Origin of the sequence: Pseudoflavonifractor sp. 60 (assembly GCF_009911645.1) — a bacterium.
GTDB lineage: Bacteria > Bacillota > Clostridia > Oscillospirales > Oscillospiraceae > Lawsonibacter.
The window spans coordinates 33677-51806 of the sequence record NZ_QWKI01000036.1; the positions used below are offsets into that span (position 1 = coordinate 33677).

Annotated in this window: 19 protein-coding genes; 8 read left to right on the forward strand and 11 right to left on the reverse strand. The window is 55.9% G+C overall.

The window, feature by feature from the left end:
- Positions 1-125: 125 nt before the first annotated feature.
- The 10 genes from D1646_RS04500 to D1646_RS04550 all read right to left on the reverse strand — a co-directional run bounded on the left by D1646_RS04500 (position 126) and on the right by D1646_RS04550 (position 7064).
- On the reverse strand, positions 126-332 hold the full coding sequence (locus D1646_RS04500) for an excisionase (RefSeq protein ID WP_160635308.1): 207 nt from the start codon (positions 330-332) through the stop codon (positions 126-128).
- Positions 333-855: 523 nt separating this feature from the next.
- On the reverse strand, positions 856-1062 hold the full coding sequence (locus D1646_RS04505) for a hypothetical protein (RefSeq protein WP_243154015.1): 207 nt from the start codon (positions 1060-1062) through the stop codon (positions 856-858).
- Positions 1063-1508: 446 nt separating this feature from the next.
- A complete protein-coding gene (locus D1646_RS04515; RefSeq protein WP_160635310.1) occupies positions 1509-2384 on the reverse strand; it encodes a hypothetical protein in 876 nt (291 codons plus the stop codon).
- Positions 2385-2398: 14 nt separating this feature from the next.
- Positions 2399-2887 carry a hypothetical protein gene (locus D1646_RS04520; RefSeq protein ID WP_160635311.1) on the reverse strand — a complete coding sequence of 163 codons (489 nt, stop codon included), beginning with the start codon at positions 2885-2887 and terminating at the stop codon, positions 2399-2401.
- Between the two features lie 344 nt (positions 2888-3231).
- Positions 3232-3444 carry a hypothetical protein gene (locus tag D1646_RS04525; RefSeq protein WP_160635312.1) on the reverse strand — a complete coding sequence of 71 codons (213 nt, stop codon included), beginning with the start codon at positions 3442-3444 and terminating at the stop codon, positions 3232-3234.
- 62 nt (positions 3445-3506) lie between these two features.
- Entirely contained in the window at positions 3507-3671 is a 165-nt protein-coding gene (locus tag D1646_RS04530; RefSeq protein WP_160635313.1) for a hypothetical protein, read from the reverse strand.
- A 301-nt stretch (positions 3672-3972) separates the two neighbouring features.
- Complete coding sequence (locus tag D1646_RS04535; RefSeq protein WP_160635314.1) at positions 3973-6372, reverse strand: phage/plasmid primase, P4 family; 2400 nt, start codon at positions 6370-6372, stop codon at positions 3973-3975.
- Positions 6369-6677, reverse strand: coding sequence for a hypothetical protein (locus D1646_RS04540; RefSeq protein WP_160635315.1), 309 nt, complete (start codon positions 6675-6677; stop codon positions 6369-6371). The genes D1646_RS04535 and D1646_RS04540 overlap by 4 nt, the downstream gene beginning before the upstream one ends.
- On the reverse strand, positions 6674-6871 hold the full coding sequence (locus D1646_RS04545) for a helix-turn-helix domain-containing protein (protein ID WP_160635316.1): 198 nt from the start codon (positions 6869-6871) through the stop codon (positions 6674-6676). Before D1646_RS04545 ends, D1646_RS04540 begins: the two co-directional genes overlap by 4 nt.
- Before the next feature lie 4 nt (positions 6872-6875).
- Positions 6876-7064: a helix-turn-helix domain-containing protein gene (locus D1646_RS04550; protein ID WP_160635317.1), complete on the reverse strand. Its 189-nt coding sequence runs from the start codon at positions 7062-7064 to the stop codon at positions 6876-6878.
- A gap of 144 nt (positions 7065-7208) precedes the next feature.
- On the opposite strand from D1646_RS04550, the gene D1646_RS04555 reads away from it, so the two are divergent.
- Positions 7209-7823: a helix-turn-helix transcriptional regulator gene (locus D1646_RS04555; protein ID WP_160635318.1), complete on the forward strand. Its 615-nt coding sequence runs from the start codon at positions 7209-7211 to the stop codon at positions 7821-7823.
- Positions 7824-8067: 244 nt separating this feature from the next.
- Positions 8068-9234 (forward strand): site-specific integrase, encoded by a 1167-nt coding sequence (locus tag D1646_RS04560; protein WP_160635319.1) that lies wholly within the window; start codon positions 8068-8070, stop codon positions 9232-9234.
- Between the two features lie 333 nt (positions 9235-9567).
- On the opposite strand, the gene D1646_RS04565 is transcribed toward D1646_RS04560, so the two are convergent.
- Positions 9568-9834: a hypothetical protein gene (locus D1646_RS04565; RefSeq protein ID WP_160635320.1), complete on the reverse strand. Its 267-nt coding sequence runs from the start codon at positions 9832-9834 to the stop codon at positions 9568-9570.
- Positions 9835-10004: 170 nt separating this feature from the next.
- Here D1646_RS04565 and D1646_RS04570 point away from each other — a divergent pair, with 170 nt between their 5' ends.
- From D1646_RS04570 to D1646_RS04595, 6 genes are all read left to right on the forward strand, one after another.
- Positions 10005-10649, forward strand: coding sequence for a DUF2461 domain-containing protein (locus D1646_RS04570; protein WP_160635321.1), 645 nt, complete (start codon positions 10005-10007; stop codon positions 10647-10649).
- A 182-nt stretch (positions 10650-10831) separates the two neighbouring features.
- A complete protein-coding gene (locus D1646_RS04575) occupies positions 10832-11521 on the forward strand; it encodes a response regulator transcription factor (RefSeq protein ID WP_160635322.1) in 690 nt (229 codons plus the stop codon).
- Positions 11518-12543 (forward strand): HAMP domain-containing sensor histidine kinase, encoded by a 1026-nt coding sequence (locus tag D1646_RS04580; RefSeq protein ID WP_160635323.1) that lies wholly within the window; start codon positions 11518-11520, stop codon positions 12541-12543. The genes D1646_RS04575 and D1646_RS04580 overlap by 4 nt, the downstream gene beginning before the upstream one ends.
- Before the next feature lie 99 nt (positions 12544-12642).
- Positions 12643-13308, forward strand: coding sequence for an ABC transporter ATP-binding protein (locus tag D1646_RS04585; protein ID WP_160635324.1), 666 nt, complete (start codon positions 12643-12645; stop codon positions 13306-13308).
- Between the two features lie 13 nt (positions 13309-13321).
- Positions 13322-15706, forward strand: a complete 2385-nt coding sequence (locus D1646_RS04590) for an FtsX-like permease family protein (RefSeq protein WP_160635325.1) — start codon at positions 13322-13324, stop codon at positions 15704-15706.
- A 15-nt stretch (positions 15707-15721) separates the two neighbouring features.
- Complete coding sequence (locus D1646_RS04595) at positions 15722-18121, forward strand: FtsX-like permease family protein (protein ID WP_160635326.1); 2400 nt, start codon at positions 15722-15724, stop codon at positions 18119-18121.
- Positions 18122-18130 lie beyond the last annotated feature (9 nt).

Genomic DNA, 18130 nt, shown 5'->3' on the forward strand with positions numbered 1-18130 from the left:
CCTTTTAAGTTCTTTCCCATGAATCGGCTCCTTTCTCGCAAGGAAAGAGAGCACACTACTACACCATGAGTATAGCAGATACCGCTCTCTTTCTCAAGCGTTATTTTGCCGCTCTTTTTATTAGGTCATATTATGAGTTTCTGTCCAATATAATCCTCAAATTCCTTGCGCTTTACCAACTTTTTTGAACCGACAAAAAGGACGAACGGACAGTTAGGCATACGCAGCATACTGTCTATTTTGTTAATTCCGATATTGCTGTATTCCGCAGCTTCCCTAATAGTTAAGGTCATTTTCAAATGAATTGGCGCTTTGTCAATGCTCTGTTCCAATTTAATGCCCCCCTCATTATAGCATTGAATCTATACAGCAATTTTGTACGGGAAAGCCACCGTCAGATCTCGTTTTCTATCCATATATCTATCTGACTCCGGCGATGGCACTTCCCGCACACTATGTTATATTTTATTGTGCCGTATTCTCAGGCGGCAAGACCGCCCTACTGCTCACCCCCGGCACGGGAGTATGCAAGCCCGCCGACGGCAGACCGGCGGCGCGATACCGACAGATGGCGGCGGCAGTTGGCGAGGCTGCCCAAACCATTCCCACAGTATCCCCCTTTGACCCTGCGATACGCAGGGGCCACCCGCTGCTGCCCGCTGGTCCCTTTTCACATCCGCTATCCGCTGTGGCGCAAGACTTTTCACCCGTTCTTTTTGGGTGTCACCTGATAGGGCCGGGAAGGTTAAAGGGAAAAAACAAGGGAAAACAAAAGGGCAAAAGAGAACGCCCATAAGCCCCTTTCAAGGGAGGCTTGTGGGCGTTTGTCTGATCCCAAATCACAGCCCCGGCTTTCTATTGGCTGGAGCGGGATAGGCGTCTCATGCGCACCATGCCCACAAAGCTCTCCTCCGTGCTGAAGCGGACCCCACAGACGGAACAGCAACGTATCCGGCGTATGGTCCCGTCCGACTGTTCTCTGGAATCATAGACCCGGCTGTCCTCCCCACACACCGGGCACATCCGGGCCGCACGGTATATCTTCAGGTCCTTGTTGGCCATAGACGCACACCCCGCTATTTGTGGTCACGCCCTAATAGATAATCCGTAGATACATCGAAGAAATCAGCGATGGCCTCCAGTTTGCTTATGGTTGGCTCTTGCTCACCTTTCTCATACAACAGGATTCTGTTTTTGCCCATGCCACACAGCTCACTCAGAGCGTGCGCACTCAGCTGCTTTTGTTTCCGCAAATTCTGGAGACGTTTTGGAAATATCTGGTTGCTCATAAAACATGCCCTTTCAGGATGTCTGAAATGTCGGATAAGCTGACATTGTCATGCGTGCGCGTTACGGTGTCCGGAAACCCGCTTTTTCTGCTCTCACAAATCTTACCATAGCTGTCTTTTTAGGGTCTCGCAAATCTTGCCATAGCTGTCTTTTTAGGGTCTGCGAAATCTGCGGATAGTGAAGGGCGCACAGGCTCCTGCCCACGCGCCCCCCTTGGGTCAGCCCTTGCCCCCGTCTTCACCGCTGGGCGGCGTGACGACAGGCAGAGCCTGGTAATAGATAGCCTTCACCTTGTTGTCCAAGACAAAAGCGTCATAGACGATACGGCCCTCCACCAGACTGCCGGAAATGCCGGGGGGATTGGCGTGGATGGTGTAGTCCTCCAGCTTCACGGGTGCGACGGTGGCGCAGGGGTGGGCCACCATAAAGCCGAAGCCGACGGGCAGGCGGTTGGCGGGGATCTTCTGCACAGTCATGCCGTCCAGGACGCCAATCACGCCCCGCAGGCGCAGCTCATTGCCCACGTCGGTCTCCATGGTGATGTCCTTGCACTTCTTCATCAGCGCATAGGTGGCGGGGGTGACTACCAGCACACGGCCAGTCTCGGGGACCTCAGCGTCGTCCAGAGCCTGGGAGGCGGCCAGCACCTCGGTATAGATGTTCTCAGCGGTCAGCGCCTTGGCGTCGGGCTTGTGACCGGCCTTGCTGCACATCACGCCATAGGTGTAGGTGTCCACCTCGGGGATTACCACCTCCCGGTTCTGCCGGGCCAGAGCAGACGCCGCCGCCAGCTGCTGGGCGGTCTCGTCGGTGTCCAGCTTGTCAATGGCGAAGGTGAAGGAGCGGTCCTTCTTCAAGGTGAACTCCTCGGTGGTGGCGTCCAGGGCGGCCACCGCGCCGTAGCGGCTCCAGTTGCCCTCAGCAGGGCCGCTGCGGCCATAGTCGTTCATGCCGCTGGTGGTGATCTTGTACACCTTTACGGTGTGGGCGCCGGTCCAGTCGAAGTCCTGGTTGGTCAGCAGGCTTTTCTTGGACTCGGTGGAAAACTGCTCGTCGGTATAGGGCTGGAATTTGGTTGCCAGTTCAATGGCCATTCATAATCATCCTTTCAGCTTTTCGGCTTGAAGGCTGCTGCAAAGGGGTCCCCGTAAACGCTGCCCGTGCCGGTCCCAAACGCATAGGGGGGCGGGACCTCATCCGCCCGGGCTATGGCCGGGAACTTCTCCACAGCCACGCCCACGGCGACTTTGAATTTCTCCACGTCGGAGCAGTCCAACACCTCCAGCAGGGCGGCGGGGAGTTTCTTGCTGTCCAGGTAGTCCCGACAGTCCAGCCGGGCCTCGCGGGCCTTCAAGGCCTTCTCACGCTCGTCCTCCGGGCTGGGCGCTGCCCTGTCAGCCCGATCACGGGCCAACCGCTCGGAGACGATCCGGTTTACATCGTCCTGTGTGAAGAGCTTTCCGCCCTCCCCCTTTGCGCCGGGGTCGGCTGTGGCGGCCTCCAGGTCCCGGGCGTGCTCCGTCATGATGGCGTCAATCACCGCCGCCGGCAGGGGCTGGCCGTTCACCTGGAAGTTCTTCAAAAATTCCTTGTTCATAATTACCTCCGTTTTACGCCCTGAGTGGGGCTAAAATAAAAACAGGCGCAGGAAACGATCATCAAATCGTTTTCCCACGCCTGTTATACAGACATTACCCAAAAGGGCGGTACTCAACCCTGCGCCTATTCTCTGGGTATATTTTACCACAGGGGTGATTATTGGTCAAGACTTTTCCGCTGTGCCGCAAGGCTTTTCTGGATTCTTGGTGGTCAGATAGACGCACAATTTCGGGGCTTGTGCGGTACTTTTCCGCACCCTTGCGCCGGGGTGATTTCGGAGGAGGGCCGCCAGATCAGCGGCCGCCGCCTCCTTTTCCTCGGGCTGGTATGTACATTTCCACTTCACGCTGTAACTCTCTTTCCGCTGGGAAGCTTAATGGCACCTGTTCCAATTCCCCACAGGTATTCGATCCAGCATTGAGCGCAATCCCCAGTGCAGTCCTCCGACACCATACACAGATAGTGCTTGCGGTCCGGAGGGCACTGGTCTGCCAGAATCATGTGGGCGCATTTCAGAAACGCAGCTTCCTTTTCAGTAAGCATCATTGCTGGCATTTGACAAATCCTCCTTGACTTCCTTTCCTCCACCCCATAGAATAAGGGTGGGCCTTGTGTAGTTAGTTGCTCCGCTGGGTCCCCTTGCCCCCGTCAGCTTTCGCAGAGCTGGCGGGGAGCTCTTTTTTCAAATCCCCAGACGATTGGGATTTTGAGGGTCCGCAATCGCAGACCTCCCGGGGGTCCAGGTGCGCCCCGCAGTGGGGGCAGACGCGGTAGTAGCTCACGAGTTCTCACCCCCCTCTGGGGTATACAGCATCCCGACATTGCCACCGCCCAGGTAGATAATACGTGCTCCCAGCTCCTGAGCCGTGGTCAGGATACAGCCGCCCTCGGGCTGATCCACGTAGCGGTCTGGGCAGTCACGCTCACAGGGCTACCCATCCAGGGGACATATCAGTTGGTCCATAATCATTTTCTCCTTTCGTCAATTTAGGCCCACATGCGCAAACCGTTGTGGCACAGCGTGTGGTCAGGTGTGGTCAGGGTTTTCCACGGGCCTTAAAATAATTCCTCGCGTAGAAGGGACTATGAAATGGCTGACCACGGCTGACCACACCGCCATTTCATTCCTCGGATGAACCAAAAACGGTTTGCCTCTCGTCCAGTCCCATTGGGCCGCTTGCGTTTGATAATCGTGTGGGCTTCCATACGCTGCTTCCAGGCAGTCATAGCCTCGGCGCACTGGCCGTTACGGACACACCAGTTTTGATAGGCCTGATAGGCCTCCTCGGTCCTGATCTCCCCCATAGGGTCAGGCTCCATCATCTCGGCCACGAAGCGGGCAATCTTGTCACTGTCCCTCTGATAGTCCGCCGTAGCGGCCTGCACTGCCGGGGGCGGTTCCAGTCCGGTCTCCTGCATCATCCACAGCCCTTCCAGACACCAGTTCAAAAGGCCGCTGAGGTTGGCCGCCTTGCGCAGCTTCCGCTTTAGTCCCTTGTCCTGTTCCGCCTCGGTGAAGTGCCGTTCAAAGGGGATCACCTTCACCCGGCCAGAATCGAAGATAGTGGGGTCTGTGACCTTGGGGCGGTGGTTGGTATTGATAAACAACTTGAACTGCGGGGTAAACTCGAAGCTGTTTTCATTGAGAAACCGGGCTATAATGGTGTCCCGGCCCGTCAGGGTTTTGACCAGAGCGGCGGACAAGATCATCTGCTTTCCTGGCTCGGAGATATTCACCACCCGCGCTCCGGCCAACCGTGCGATATCCTCAGTGGGTGCGCTGCTGTTGGCCTTGTCCTTCTGGGCGATAGTCTCAGGCCGTGCCGCTTTCCCATAGCCGCCCTGGAGGGCCATATAGGTCTCCATGATGGTCCCCTTGCCGTTGCGGGTAGTGGGGCCGTACAGCATGAAGAAGCATTCCTCCGACGTGTCCCCGGTCAGGCCATAGCCCAGCGCCTTTTGGAGATAAGCAATCTTCTCAGCGTTGTCCTGCATCGCGTCTGCCACGGTCTTTTCCCACAGGGGGGATTTTGCGGCGGGGTCATAGTTGGCCCCAGCAATCAGCGTCAGCATATCCGCCGGGGAATGGGGATGGAATTGCCGGGTGCGCAGGTTCAGTGTCCCATTCAGACAGTTGAACAGAAAAGGGTCTTTGTCGAAGTCCGTCAGCTTGACGGGGTAGACGCTGGCGGCGTCTTTCAGCACAGTTTCCCGGTTATACCGTTTCTGCCAGCGCTCCACAAACTCCCGGTAATCGTCCCGCAGCGCCCCATCAGGGAGGCCCAGCGCGTACAGTACCAGCGAATCCGCAAGGCGCTTGCACAGCTCCATAGTGCGCAGATTGCCGGGGTCCGGTTCCCACACCTTCCCACTGTAGACAAACCACTTTTTGCGCTCCGGGACATACCGCGCCACATCCTTGTACCAGTCTGCGAACAGATTGCCATTGCCGATATCGTTCCAGCCATAGCGGTCGTTTTTCTCCGGGTGTAGGTCTGCCAGCTTCAGCCCACCGGCGGCGGTAGGGACGGTGATTCGGTCCGCCTTGCGCTGAAAATGAGCTCGGGGGTCATAGCCCTGTCGGGCGGTGGCTATGGCGTTCTGGATGGTGATAGCTCCGTAGGTGCTGCCACTTTGGGGGCGGTCCCACTTCTTAGGGCGGAACAGGCCGGATTGTCGAAAGAGCTTGTCCAGCCTGGCGGCGTCCTTGTTGGTCCAAAATGCCAGGGCGTTGCACAGGGCTATATCAGCCTCGGAGTGGGACTTATAGCCGCTGGTATCCCCAGCCCACAGGGCAGAGAATTGAGCGCCATTCCTGGCCCGCTGGGCCCGCTGGATCAGTGCCAGGTCATCCAGGTCCACCGCGCCGCTGCCGCCGATCTCCGCGCCCCAGTCCAGCGGAGCAGGAGGAGGTGTGGGCCTCTGAGCCTGGGGTCGGACCATGTACTTCTCCAGCACCGCCCGCAGCTGCTCCCCACGCTCCTCCAGGTCCAGCCCGGGGGTGAGGGCGTTCCCGGTAATGGTGACATACTTCTGTGTCGCGCCGGCTATGTAGACCTCCAGGCCGGCCTTCTGGTTGTTGATGTAGTACCGGGCCTTGTCGTACTGGAAACTACTCGGCACGGTGAACAGGATACGCAGGCCGTGGCCGCTGGGGGAAAACTCCGTGTATGCCTGCATGGTCTCCATGATGTCCAGGGCCATTGGGGACAGCTCCCCGGCCTCGCTGACGCAGTGGTCAATGTCGATAGCGCCCAGGCTGCCGAAGACGCCCACACCGATACCGTCATACCGGCCCCGCTCCAGCGCCTCCAGAGCCACGGACAGCGGGGTAAAGGTGGTGGGATTGGTGCTCTGGGCCTTGCCCCCAGTCCGGGGGTTATAGGGGACCTTTGTCTTTTTACCGCCCCTCTCCTCATACCGCCAGCAGCAGAACATAGCCTGTTCCCGCAGCTGGGCGGGGAGATTGCCGGTATCGCTCACTCAGCCCCGCCTCCATACAGATAGTTCCACTTGGCCTTAGCGTCCTGGTGCTCCTGGTACTGCTTCACCAGCTCCTCCAGGTTCAGGGTGATGGAGTGCCTGACCGGGGTGCCGATCTTCACGACGGTGTAGCTCTGGCGCTCGCACAGCCGCCCGACCAGCTCCGTGGAGCTCTGGCCCACCAGCTGGGAGGCCCGCAGTTGCTCCTTGGTCACGGGGACGGTGATGGCCTCCTCCTTGCCCGTCCGGTGGTTGTGGGCCAGCACAAGGAAGGACCTCACATAGATTACAATCGTGTTTCTCACAGCAGCATACCTCCGTTGTTTTTGTCCAGCCACGCTTGCAGCGCAGCACGGTTAATGCGGACGTTCCGCCCCAGGCGGATAGCGGGGAAGTCCTCCCGGTGGGTCAGCTGGTACACCGTATCCCGGCCCAGCTGAAGCAGCTCCGCCGCCTGAGAGACGGTCAGCAGCATCGGGTTTTCCTTGATGTTCGGCATGGTCTCAGCTCCTTTCGATGATGTCCGCGCCCAGGACAGCCGCCAGCTTTCGGGCCGTCTCCGCAGAACAGCTTTTCCCGGTCTTGACAGCGGAGATAGTCACCCGGCTCACCCCGGTCTTCTCCGCCAGCCGCTTCACACTCAGGTCCTCTCTGGCCAGCGCCGCAGCAAACGCCACTCGGTCTATTCGCATTTTGTTCACCTCCTTTTACTTTTGACTGCACGCTGATAGTATCACAGTCAAAAGCAAAAGTCAAGATTGTTTAACAGTCTTTTGTAAAATTTTTTGTTGCGTTTTTCATTTTGCCGTGGTATGCTATTTATGGAGGTGTATAGAGTGACTACTGGACAGCGCATAAAGGAGGTACGGAAAGCGGCCGGAATGACACAAAAGGAGCTAGCCGGAAAACTTGGCTTAGCCTATCAAACTCTCGCTCAGTGGGAAAATGATCTACGCAAACCGAAAATTGAGACGCTGGAACGGATATCTATTGTTCTTAGGGTACCAGTTAAGCAAATTTTGGATGAACCGTCTTGGTTACACGAAAATCTTCGGTTTTATCGGGATATTGATGGCGTATCACGTAATAAGTTATCGGCAGAAACTGGCATTCCTGTTTCTATAATTAAGACCTATGAAGATCCTTGCAGTAGCCGATTTATTACTGAAGAATATTTGCAGAAAATAGCGGATTATTTTCAAGTACCGCACGAACGAGTGCTTGGGTATTCGGCCACTTATGAGGATATGGTGAAGCGATTCTCGGAAGACAAAGCACCCTCGACAACCACTTCTGTCACCACACTCCCTGAGGATGTGCAGCGCGTGGCAAGCTCCATGGAGCAGATGAATGAAGAGGGCCGGGGGAAGGTGGTGGACTACGCCGAAGACCTGGAGGCGTCAGGCCGATATAAAAAACGTGGTGCGGCTAGAATGGGCAAAGAGGCGTAACCAGGAGCGCCCCCAGCGGCGTTTTCCTGTTCCAGAGGGCAAATAGAAGCGCCCGGAATCCAATTCCGCTCATGGTGTCCAAGTTGGACACTGTAGCAGAGCAAAAAAAGAACCGCGCAAGTGCGGCTAACACTTACGCGGTCAATGTGCACAAATACCAGGACAGTCAATCAAGGCACCAGTGCGCCTATTATTATAGCTCAGGCGTGCCGTGGTGTCAAGAATACAGGAGGTAATTAACTCTATGGCACGGAAAAACGCAAAGGGCAGCGGGACGATCCGGAAAAAGACAGTCACCCGCAACGGCAAGCAGTACGAATACTGGGAGGCAAGAGTCACCACGGGGCGGGACCCTGGCACCGGCAAGCAGCTCCAGCGCTCTTTCACAGGCAAGTCGCCGAAGGAGGTCCGGGAGAAGATGCAGGTGGCGGCGGTGGAGGTCAACCAGGGCACCTACACGGCTCCGCAGCGGCTCACCGTAGGGCAGTGGCTGGACGTGTGGGCGTCTGACTACCTGGGCAGTGTAAAGCCCGCCACAGCTTCAATTTACCGGGGCAACATCAAGAACCACATTAAGCCCGCGCTGGGGGCTGTCCGCCTCGATCAGCTCCACCCCCACACTGTCCAGGGATTTGTCAACGGCTTAGAGCTGTCCCCGGCCTCTGTCCAGCTGGCCTATAAGGTGCTCCACATGGCGCTGGGGAAGGCTGTGGAGCTGGGATACATTCCCCGAAACCCGTCGGAACGGTGTGAGCTCCCCCGGCTGGATCAGAAAGAGATACACCCGCTCGACGATCAACAGGTAACCGCGCTGCTGGCCGCCGCCAAAGGGAGCGATCTGGAGCACCTTATCACCGTGGCCCTGTTTACCGGCCTCCGCCTGTCTGAGCTGCTGGGCCTCACCTGGAGCGCTGTGGACTTCCAGCGGGGCACCATCCACGTCAATAAGCAGCTGGCCAGACTGGAGCACAGAGCGGCGGGGTTGTTCATCTCACCGAAAAGCGGGAAAGCCCGCACGATCACCGCCGCCCCGTCCGCTCTGGCCGCGCTGAAACGTCAACAGGCCAGGCAAGCGGAAATGCGGCTCCGGGCAGGGCCTGTGTGGGATAATCCGCACAGACTGGTTTTTACCTCCGCGCTGGGCGGACCGCTGGAGCACTGGACGGCAGAAAGCGGATTCAAGCGCCTTACTGGCCTCGCCGGTCTGGGGGGTGTGCGCTTCCATGACACCCGCCACACATACGCCGTCAACGCAATCAGGGCCGGGGACAACATCAAGGCCATTCAGGGCAATCTTGGCCATGCTACTGCGGCCTTTACTCTGGACCGTTACGTCCACTTCACCGAACAGCTCCAGCGGGACAGCGCGGACCGGATGGAGGGCTTCATAAAGGGCGTTCTGAATTTATAAAGGGAAAAAGAAAGAGAAAACGGCATAAGAAAACCGCCGTACCCCTTGCAAATACTGGGGTTAGGCGGGCTATATCCCGTATCCCTGCGGTACAGGATGATGCGATTGCTCCGCCGCGCTTCAGGTGCTGCCCGCGCCGGTCAATGGCCCTGGGGTCCTTTGATATGATCGTTTTAACGGAACGGGGATAAGGGTTCACCTCCTCCCCTGCAATCCCCGTTCCGCAGGCAGTCTATGCGTCCAAAGCCATGCCGCAGCAAAGTCTCACTTGCATACTGACTATGAGCGGGAGCCTGTCCCACTGTTTATCAAGGTACAAGGAGGATAGAGCTGTCAGAGGGCGAATTGGAGCAGGATGCTGTTGAGGATGATGCGGTCTTCTCCGTCTAGCTGATCCCTCAGCCTTTGGAGGAGCGCAGCCTGCTTAGGAGCAAGCGCCTTGCGGTAGAGATAGTATTCGTCCGCAACCTTAACCCCGCCACCGTGGCGGCCCCGCACTGTCTCAATGGGATATGAGCAGGTAAGAATCTCCAGGTCACGGCGGATCGTCGAATTAAAAATATTTTTGTCAAGAACTATGTAAAATTGCTTTCTTATCACAGTAAGACCTCCGAAAATCTGAATTTAATTAGACTCAGATCTTCGAGGTGGGGCCCGGGCGGAATGACTGGCCTTGGTGTGGACAATTTGAGGTGGGTTTTGAAAATTGTGACATTTCGACCCAACTCGACAAAATAAACCGCCAGCGACTTTCCCGGACGCGAAAAAAGATGGCCCAGTTCCTTTCGGAATATTGCGGCGAGTATGGGCAGGGCGCCTGCCGCTGTGCCAATCGGGTCAACTACGCGATACAGAATCTGATCTTTCGGATCGGAGAATTTGACGGCAGCGTCCTCAGCCACACACCCAGGGAGCTGACCTTCAAACTGGTGCGGGACACCAGATTCAGCCATGACAAGTCCCCTTACAACCCTGCGTTCCGGGCGTACATCTCGGCCATGGGAAAGCTGCCCATCCCGGTGGGCTACTATGTCATGCTCAAACCGGGCGGACAGTCTTTCCTGGGCGGCGGCCTGTTCGCTGATATGTTCAAGGACGCCACCAGGATGGTGCGGGATTACATTTCGGAACACGGCGGCGAGTGGGAGACGATCCTCGCTGCCCCGGATTTTCAGGTGTACTTTACCGTAAACGGTACTGCCCTGAAAAATGTACCGGCTGGCTATGAAAAGGACCATCCACAGGCCAAATATCTGAAGTATAAGAGCTGGTATCTGGAATATCCAGTCCAAGACAACGAACTGTTGGATGGTGATCGGTTCCTATCTAAAGCAGCGGATGTCTTCCACCGGATGAAGCCGTTTAATGATTACTTGAACAAGGCGCTTACGGGCTTCAAAATGCCGGAGAGATAGTCTCAGAGGGCGAACCCGCAGGAATTACCGAGTAAACGTGAACGGACAAGGCTTGTTGAGCCTTGTCCGTTTGTTTTATGGAAGCGGGACAAACATTAAATTTTTAGAAAAAGAAGATAGCTGTAACATTTCGCGGACATTTCTCTGCTATACTACCCTCAGCACCCAAAGGAGGACAAGCTATGAAACGGATATTGATTGTCGAGGATGACACCCTTTTGAATAAGACGTTGGCCTATAACCTGATTTCCGACGGTTGGGAGGTCACACCGGCCCTGAACGCCAAAACCGCCGCCGCCCTGCTGGCCGGGGCGGAATATGATCTTATACTGCTGGACATCAATCTGCCGGACGGGAACGGCTACGACCTGTGCCAGCTTATTAAACCGGAGCACCCAGACACGGTGGTGATCTTCCTGACCGCCAACGACCAGGAGAGTGACCAACTCCGGGGCTATGAGGCGGGGGCTGTGGACTACATCACCAAGCCCTTTTCTATCGGGGCCTTACAGCGGAAGATCCGCGCCATGTTCGCCATGCTGGAGCACCACAAGCCGGCAAGGGACATCTACGATGACGGCAGGTTGTTCCTGGACTTCTCAGAACAGGCCGCCACCCTAAACGGAAAACCCATCACCCTTTCTCCTATGGAGTACAAGATGCTGTATCTGTTCTGCAAAAATCCCAGACAGGTCCTGACCCGCCAACGGCTTCTGGAACGGCTGTGGGACGTGGACGAGAAATTTGTGGACGAACATACCCTGACCACCTCCATCAGCCGCGTCCGGGGCAAGATCGAGGCGGAGGGCGACACCTACATCAAGACCATTTATGGAATCGGGTATCAGTGGACGGGGGGTGAGCGGAAATGAGGCGCATTCCGGTCAAGACGATGTTCTTTCTGGTGGAGACCGGCGCGGCCCTCTCCATGCTGGTCCTCTCCTTCCTTCTCTCCGCCATGACCGGCCAGGGATGGGTGCTGGCCGCCGGCGTACTGCTGACGGCCTGCGCCCTGGTCTGGCTGTTCCTGCTGACGATGCTTTTTGCCAGGCGGCTGTCCCAGTTCACCAGCGACCTGTGCCAAACGATGGACAGCATGATCAGCGGCGGCGAGGAACCCGCCCGGGCCGACGACAGCGAGACCATCTTTGCCCGGATTAGCTACCGTCTCTCCCGGCTGTACGGCGTCCTTCAGGAGAACCGACGCAAGGTGGACGAGGAGCGGCGGGAGCTGCAAACGCTGGTGTCGGACATCTCTCATCAGGTGAAAACGCCGGTGAGCAATTTGAAAATGGTGACGGACACCCTGCTGACAAAGCCCGTCACGGAGCAGGAACGTCAGGAGTTTTTACAGGGCATCCGCAGCCAGACGGACAAGCTGGAATTTCTGGTGCAGTCCATGGGGAAAGCCTCCCGCCTGGAAACCGGGGCGATCACCCTGGAAAAGAAGGACGGTCCGCTGGTTGACACTCTGGCCCAGGCCATGAGCGGCATTGTCTACGGGGCGGAGAAAAAGGGAATTTCAGTGGAAGTGCGGTGCCCGGAGGACCTGCGGGTATCCCATGACGGCAAGTGGACGGCGGAGGCCCTGTTCAATCTGCTGGACAACGCGGTGAAGTACACCCCGACGGGCGGGAAAATCAGCGTGTCAGTGGAGCAGTGGGAGATGTACGTCAAGCTGGATGTGTCCGACACCGGCAGGGGCATCCTGGAGAGCCGTCAGGCCGCCATCTTCCGGCGCTTCTACCGGGAGGAGGAGGTCCACGATCAGCCGGGGGTGGGCATCGGCCTGTATCTGGCCCGTGAAATCATAAGCCAGCAGGGCGGCTATATCAAGGTGGCCTCGGAGGTTGGACGGGGGTCGACCTTCTCTGTGTTCCTACCCAAGCGGTGAATCGTTCACAAAAAATTCACAAACAAGCCTCTGATTCGGACATTTCTGAGACATTTGGGTTTTACCATAGCTCCAGCATTTGAAAGGAGCGGATCAACCGTGAACGTATTACAGACCATTGACCTGAAAAAACAGTATGGCAGCGAACCCAACATCACCCGTGCCCTGGATGGCGTCAACCTCTCGGTGGAGCAGGGGGAGTTTGTGGCGGTGGTGGGAACTTCCGGCAGCGGGAAGTCAACCCTTCTCAATATGATGGGCGGGCTGGACACCCCCACCTCTGGCAGCGTAATCGTCCGTGGGGACGAGCTGGCAAAGAAGAATGACGAGGAGCTGACTATCTTCCGCCGCCGCAACATTGGCTTCATCTTCCAGAACTACAATCTGGTGCCCATTCTCAACGTCTATGAGAACATCGTCCTGCCGGTGGAGCTGGACGGCGACACGGTGGATCAGAAATTCATGGACGAGATCGTGAGGATGCTGGCCCTGGAGGATAAGCTGCAAAATATGCCAAACAACCTCTCCGGCGGGCAGCAGCAGCGGGTGGCCATCGCCCGGGCCCTGATTACCAAACCGGCCATCGTCCTGGCCGACGAGCCCACCGGCAATCTGGACAGCAAGACCAGCGCCGATGTGCTGGGCCTGCTCAAGCGCACCAGCACGCAGTTTAACCAGACCATCGTGATGATTACCCACAACAACGAGATTGCCCAGCTGGCCGACCGCATCGTGCGGATCGAAGACGGCAAAATCGTAGACTGAGGAGGCGGCAGCGATGACTTGGCCTTTTGAAAATGATACCAGCGCGGTGGAGAAAAGGCTGGCACACCGCAGCATCAAAACCGACAAGCGCCGGAGTATTTTTGTCATCCTCACCATCGCCCTGGCCGTCTGTCTCATGGGAACTCTCTGCTTTCTCTACTCCGCCCAGCAGCTGAAGACCCTGGACGGTATCCTGGGGCAGTATCAGGCCGGGTGCGGCGGGCTGACCCGGGAAGAAGTCACCCGGCTGGCGGATACCGGGAAATTTGAGAAATGGGGCTGTACTATTGAGGTGGGAACCGCCCGCCATGAGGATGCTGTTCTGAATATCAGCTTTGTCAGCCTGGAGATGATCGACCTGATGGGCTACGGCAAGATTACCGGGGCATATCCCCAGGCGAAAAATGAGCTGTGCGTGGAACGCGCCTTTTTCCGCTACTTCAGTCTCTCGGAGGAGATCGGGCAGACCATTGTCCTGGACTTGGGCAATGGTGAAACGTCCTATACCGTCACAGGCATTCTGGAAACAGAGAACATCAGCCGTATCTTCACAGTTTGGATTTCGGAGTCCGCGGTGGAACCGGAGAGTCCCTATGAGCTCCGTTTCCGCTTTGCCGGCAGTCAGGGAATGGAACCGGCCCAGCTCCGGGCGGACATTGAGCGATTTTTTGCGGAAATGGGTATCCCGGAGGACCGGACCTTTTACAGCTCCAACTACTTTGGCATGGTGGACCTCTACCTGGGGAACGGGATGGAGGTCTACGCTGCGGCGGTCCTGATTGCCGTTGTCTGTGCCATCGTGATTTACAATATCTTCTACATTTCTGTCATGGGAAAGCTGCGGGAATACGGCCGCCTGAAGGTGCTGGGGACCACGCCCAAGCAGCTCAAGCGGGTGGTGAAACGGGAGCGGCGCTTCCTGACCGCCGTTGCCATCCCTCTTGGGCTGGTCTGCGCCGTGGTAATCGCGCTGATTGCCGTGCCCGGCTACTGGTCCTGGGGTGACAATATCCGGTCCGGGGTGGTGGTTTCCCTCCTGACCTATGGGACCGTCCTGATTGCCACCAGAAAACCCATGGCAATGGCGGGGAAGGTCTCCGCTATTGAGGCAATCCGGACCACCGCGTATTCCCAGCAGCAGGGCCGCAGCGTCTCCAAACAGCTCCATCGCCGCCTGACTATGCCCCGCCTGGCTCTGATGAATTTCTCCCGAAACCGGAAAAAGGCGGTTGTAACGGCCCTCTCCCTAAGCCTGACCGGGATTCTTCTTCTCTGCGTTTCTGCCTACGCAAACTCGGTGGATGTAAAGGAAATGGCCCAGTCTCAATTTGGAGACAGGAGCCAGTATCTTCTGCAATATGAGGATTACGCAGGCAGGGAATTTGTGGAGATGCAGAAGGAAAATCCTCTGGGGCGGGATCTGCGGGAGGAGCTGGCCGCCCTTCCCGGCGTGGATCATGTCACGGCCTACAGTTTGACCTGTGTGGAGATCCCCGCCATCAGCGCCATTCCGGGCAACCGGGAGCATGAGCCGTTTGTTGTCAGGGGCATTTCACAGGAGAATATGGCTGAGATGTACGCGGGCGGCGCGGTTCTGGATGGAACGGCGGACTACCGGCAGCTGCTGGACAGGGACGGCATCCTGGTCTGTCCAGCGGGCAGCGCGCTGAAAGAAATCTACCGGACCGGCTATCAGATTGGAGATACTGTCACCGTCTCCTGCTACAATGGACTGAGCAAGACCTATACCGTGATGGGGATTGTTCAGGATGTTCAAATCGGTAACTCGTCTCATTTCTTCATTCTGCCCGAAGAAGAACTATCTGTCCTCTATCCGGAGATTTCGGACTTTACCGGCTATGTAAACCTCCACACAGAACAGGACAGCGGCCAACTGCGGCGGGCGGTGTTCAGCACCGTGTCTGACCAACGGGTGGCGGTCTCCGGCCTGGATGACCTGTCCGCCGAGCTGGAGCGTGGACTGCAAGAAGAGCTGGCCCGGGACTACGGCATTCTGGTTTTCATCTTTGTGTTTTCCCTGATTAACCTGGCCAATACGCTGATTACCAATTTGCTCACCCGCCAGCAGGAGTTCGGCGTGTTCCAGTCCGTGGGCATGAGCGGCCGGCAGCTGTCCAACATGCTGTCCTATGAATGCCTGTACTATGTGGGGATTACCCTGCTAGTCACCTTGACGCTGGGGACGGTGTGCAGTCTGGCCGTGTGCCGGGTGTTCGACCAGATTGGTATGTTCGGAACGCTCACTTACCACTTCCCGGTGCTCCAGGTACTGCTGTTCGGGGCCGCGCTGCTTCTGGTGCAGGGGGTGTTCTCGGTCTGCGCGGTCCGCTATACCAGAAGGCTGTCTCTGGTGGAGCGGATCAAGGCGACGGACTGAAGGAGGTATTTTGCTATGACATGGCCTTTTGAAAATGACACCAGCGCGGTAATCCGCAAGCTGTCAAATGCCCGTCTCAGGCATAACCATTTCAGGAACCGTCTGATTGGGGTTATTATCTTTATGGCCGCTGCTATTATGGCCTTTGTGTCTTCTTACGCCTACAATGTTACAAGTGAATATGCGGCGTCCACTGCGTATCAGGGGATTTTTCAAAATCTCTCCCAGGAAAACATCTCCCTGTTGACAGCAGATCCCCGCATTGAGAGCGTAGGCGTTTACCGTTCCGTCGGTATGACAGAGCGGGAAAACGGCGTCACAATGGGCATCGTGTGTTCTGATGAAGCAACCATGCGGCTTTCCAATATTACGTTGATGGAAGGATGTATGCCGCAGGCGGCAAATGAACTGCTTATAGAAAAGGGGTATATAGACGCTCTGAAATTGAAAGCGGATATTGGCGATACCATATCCGTTTATTACCGCAACCAGGCAAGCCGTCAATTAGAAACAGCGGATTTTCAAATCACGGGTTTTATCCAGACGGCCGCCGAAAGTGACAGAAACAGAGTTGCATATAACGCCATTGTTTCACAGAATTTTGTGCGGAAAAACTCCGCGCTTTCTGCCGGACCCGTAGCCGCCATGATTTCTGTTCGTGATACTGCAAAATATACAAATCAGGAATTGAAAGAACTGATCCGGACGATTGGCCTGGATTGCGGAATCTCCACAGACAATATTCAGATCAACAATTTATATATCGACAGCAATAACATGTCAAAAGAGACCGTGCTGACGGTTCTGCTCGTTGGGCTGGTTCTGCTCGGCGTATGTTTCCTGGTCATCTATAATATATTCTTCATTTCAGTCATGAACAATGTCACATCCTTTGGGCAGCTGCGTACACTTGGCGCCACGAAAAAGCAGATCAAGCGAATCATTTCAAAGGAAGGAAACTGTCTTGCGCTCCGATTCATTCCACTTGGGTGCATTGCAGGCGGGATGCTGTCCTTCCTGATAGACAGAACTGCATTTCAGTTGTTTCCTGACGCTGTGATCGTACTTTTGTCCGGCACCGCCGTCTTTATTTGTGTAAAGCTGTCCATTTTGAAGCCGGCTAAAATCGCAATGTCGGTTTCACCCATGGAAGCATCCCGTTACAGCAGCTATATCAAGGTAAAAAAGAGCGGGAAACGTCTGAAAAGGAACAGGAAACCCCTCACGCCCTGTTCGCTTGCGGCTATGAATTTGCTTCGAGACAGGAAAAAGGGCATACTGACCTTCACCTCGCTCGTTTTAAGCGGGATGATGCTTGTGGGGATTTCCTCCCTGCTGTCCTCTCTTGATCCTGAGCAACGGGCAAAGCAGAGTTTTCCCTACGAGGGAGCCTATGTGGTAGAGCTGAACCGGGCGCTGGTCACACCCACGTTTTCCCTTACACGGCTGCAGGAGAACAATCTGCTGACAGATGAATTGAAACATGATATTTTGTCGATAGACGGCGTAAGCGGAGTCGTCTGCCAACAGGAACTCTGCGTCACGATTGACGGAATGGAAACGGCGATCCGGAGCATGAACGCAGAGGATTATGAGGCGCTGAAGGATCGGGTAATGGCTGGGGAACTGCCCTATCATGACCATACCGGAGAAAACTCACTTGTGGTCAATATGGGCAGCCCAGAATTAGAGTACCTGCAAAAAAGCTATGGGGTTGGTGATACTGTCACTTTTTCGCAGGCAGGAAACGATTTGCAAGGCAATTTTACCTATGTCGTATCCGCTATTGTCTTTGATAAAAACAGTGCGTCCAGCTTTATTTTACCCGCAGAGGAAATGGAGCAGACAGTTCCCTATAATGCAAACAGTGCGTTCGTGATTCGGATGGAGCACAGCGGCTATTCTGAAATTGAGGACGAACTGCATTCATTGATTGCGTCAAGCGATCATTTGCGCCTGAAGACGCTAAAAGATATGACAATGCAATATAAAAGTGTTTTCAGTACGATTTCTCTTGCGGCATACGCGCTGTTGGCCGTTATTATCATGTTCAGCATCATCAATTTGGTCAATACCAGCATGACCAATATCATTTCCAGAAGGAAAGAGATGGGGCTGTTTCGCGCCATTGGCCTGGACAGCAGACAGCTTTACCGTATGATAGGCTTTGAAAACGGATTCCAGACCCTTGGCAGCTTTGCCGCTTCCATCGTTGGCGGTCTAATTATCGGAAAAGCAATCTGTTCTGCGGTAGGAAACGTGCCCGGATTCAGCTTTGTAGAGTACACGTTCCCCGCCGTATCTGTGGTCTTTTACTTCTTGCTGGTCTTTGCGCTGCAATTTGTCCTTACAAAATGGGCCGGCCTGTATTGCAGAAGAAACAGCGTAGTCGAGCAGCTTCGTGTGACAGAATAGAGGTGGTAA

What these genes read in the sequence shown, in the direction of transcription:
- D1646_RS04590 (WP_160635325.1), top strand. Translation starts at nt 13,322, where the DNA reads ATGACTTGGCCTTTTGAAAATGATACCAGCGCGGTGGAGAAAAGGCTG.
- D1646_RS04505 (WP_243154015.1), bottom strand. Translation starts at nt 1,062, where the DNA reads ATGGCCAACAAGGACCTGAAGATATACCGTGCGGCCCGGATGTGCCCG.
- D1646_RS04525 (WP_160635312.1), bottom strand. Translation starts at nt 3,444, where the DNA reads ATGCCAGCAATGATGCTTACTGAAAAGGAAGCTGCGTTTCTGAAATGC.
- D1646_RS04550 (WP_160635317.1), bottom strand. Translation starts at nt 7,064, where the DNA reads ATGCGAATAGACCGAGTGGCGTTTGCTGCGGCGCTGGCCAGAGAGGAC.
- D1646_RS04595 (WP_160635326.1), top strand. Translation starts at nt 15,722, where the DNA reads ATGACATGGCCTTTTGAAAATGACACCAGCGCGGTAATCCGCAAGCTG.
- D1646_RS04520 (WP_160635311.1), bottom strand. Translation starts at nt 2,887, where the DNA reads ATGAACAAGGAATTTTTGAAGAACTTCCAGGTGAACGGCCAGCCCCTG.
- D1646_RS04515 (WP_160635310.1), bottom strand. Translation starts at nt 2,384, where the DNA reads ATGGCCATTGAACTGGCAACCAAATTCCAGCCCTATACCGACGAGCAG.
- D1646_RS04545 (WP_160635316.1), bottom strand. Translation starts at nt 6,871, where the DNA reads ATGCCGAACATCAAGGAAAACCCGATGCTGCTGACCGTCTCTCAGGCG.
- D1646_RS04575 (WP_160635322.1), top strand. Translation starts at nt 10,832, where the DNA reads ATGAAACGGATATTGATTGTCGAGGATGACACCCTTTTGAATAAGACG.
- D1646_RS04560 (WP_160635319.1), top strand. Translation starts at nt 8,068, where the DNA reads ATGGCACGGAAAAACGCAAAGGGCAGCGGGACGATCCGGAAAAAGACA.
- D1646_RS04570 (WP_160635321.1), top strand. Translation starts at nt 10,005, where the DNA reads ATGGCCCAGTTCCTTTCGGAATATTGCGGCGAGTATGGGCAGGGCGCC.
- D1646_RS04580 (WP_160635323.1), top strand. Translation starts at nt 11,518, where the DNA reads ATGAGGCGCATTCCGGTCAAGACGATGTTCTTTCTGGTGGAGACCGGC.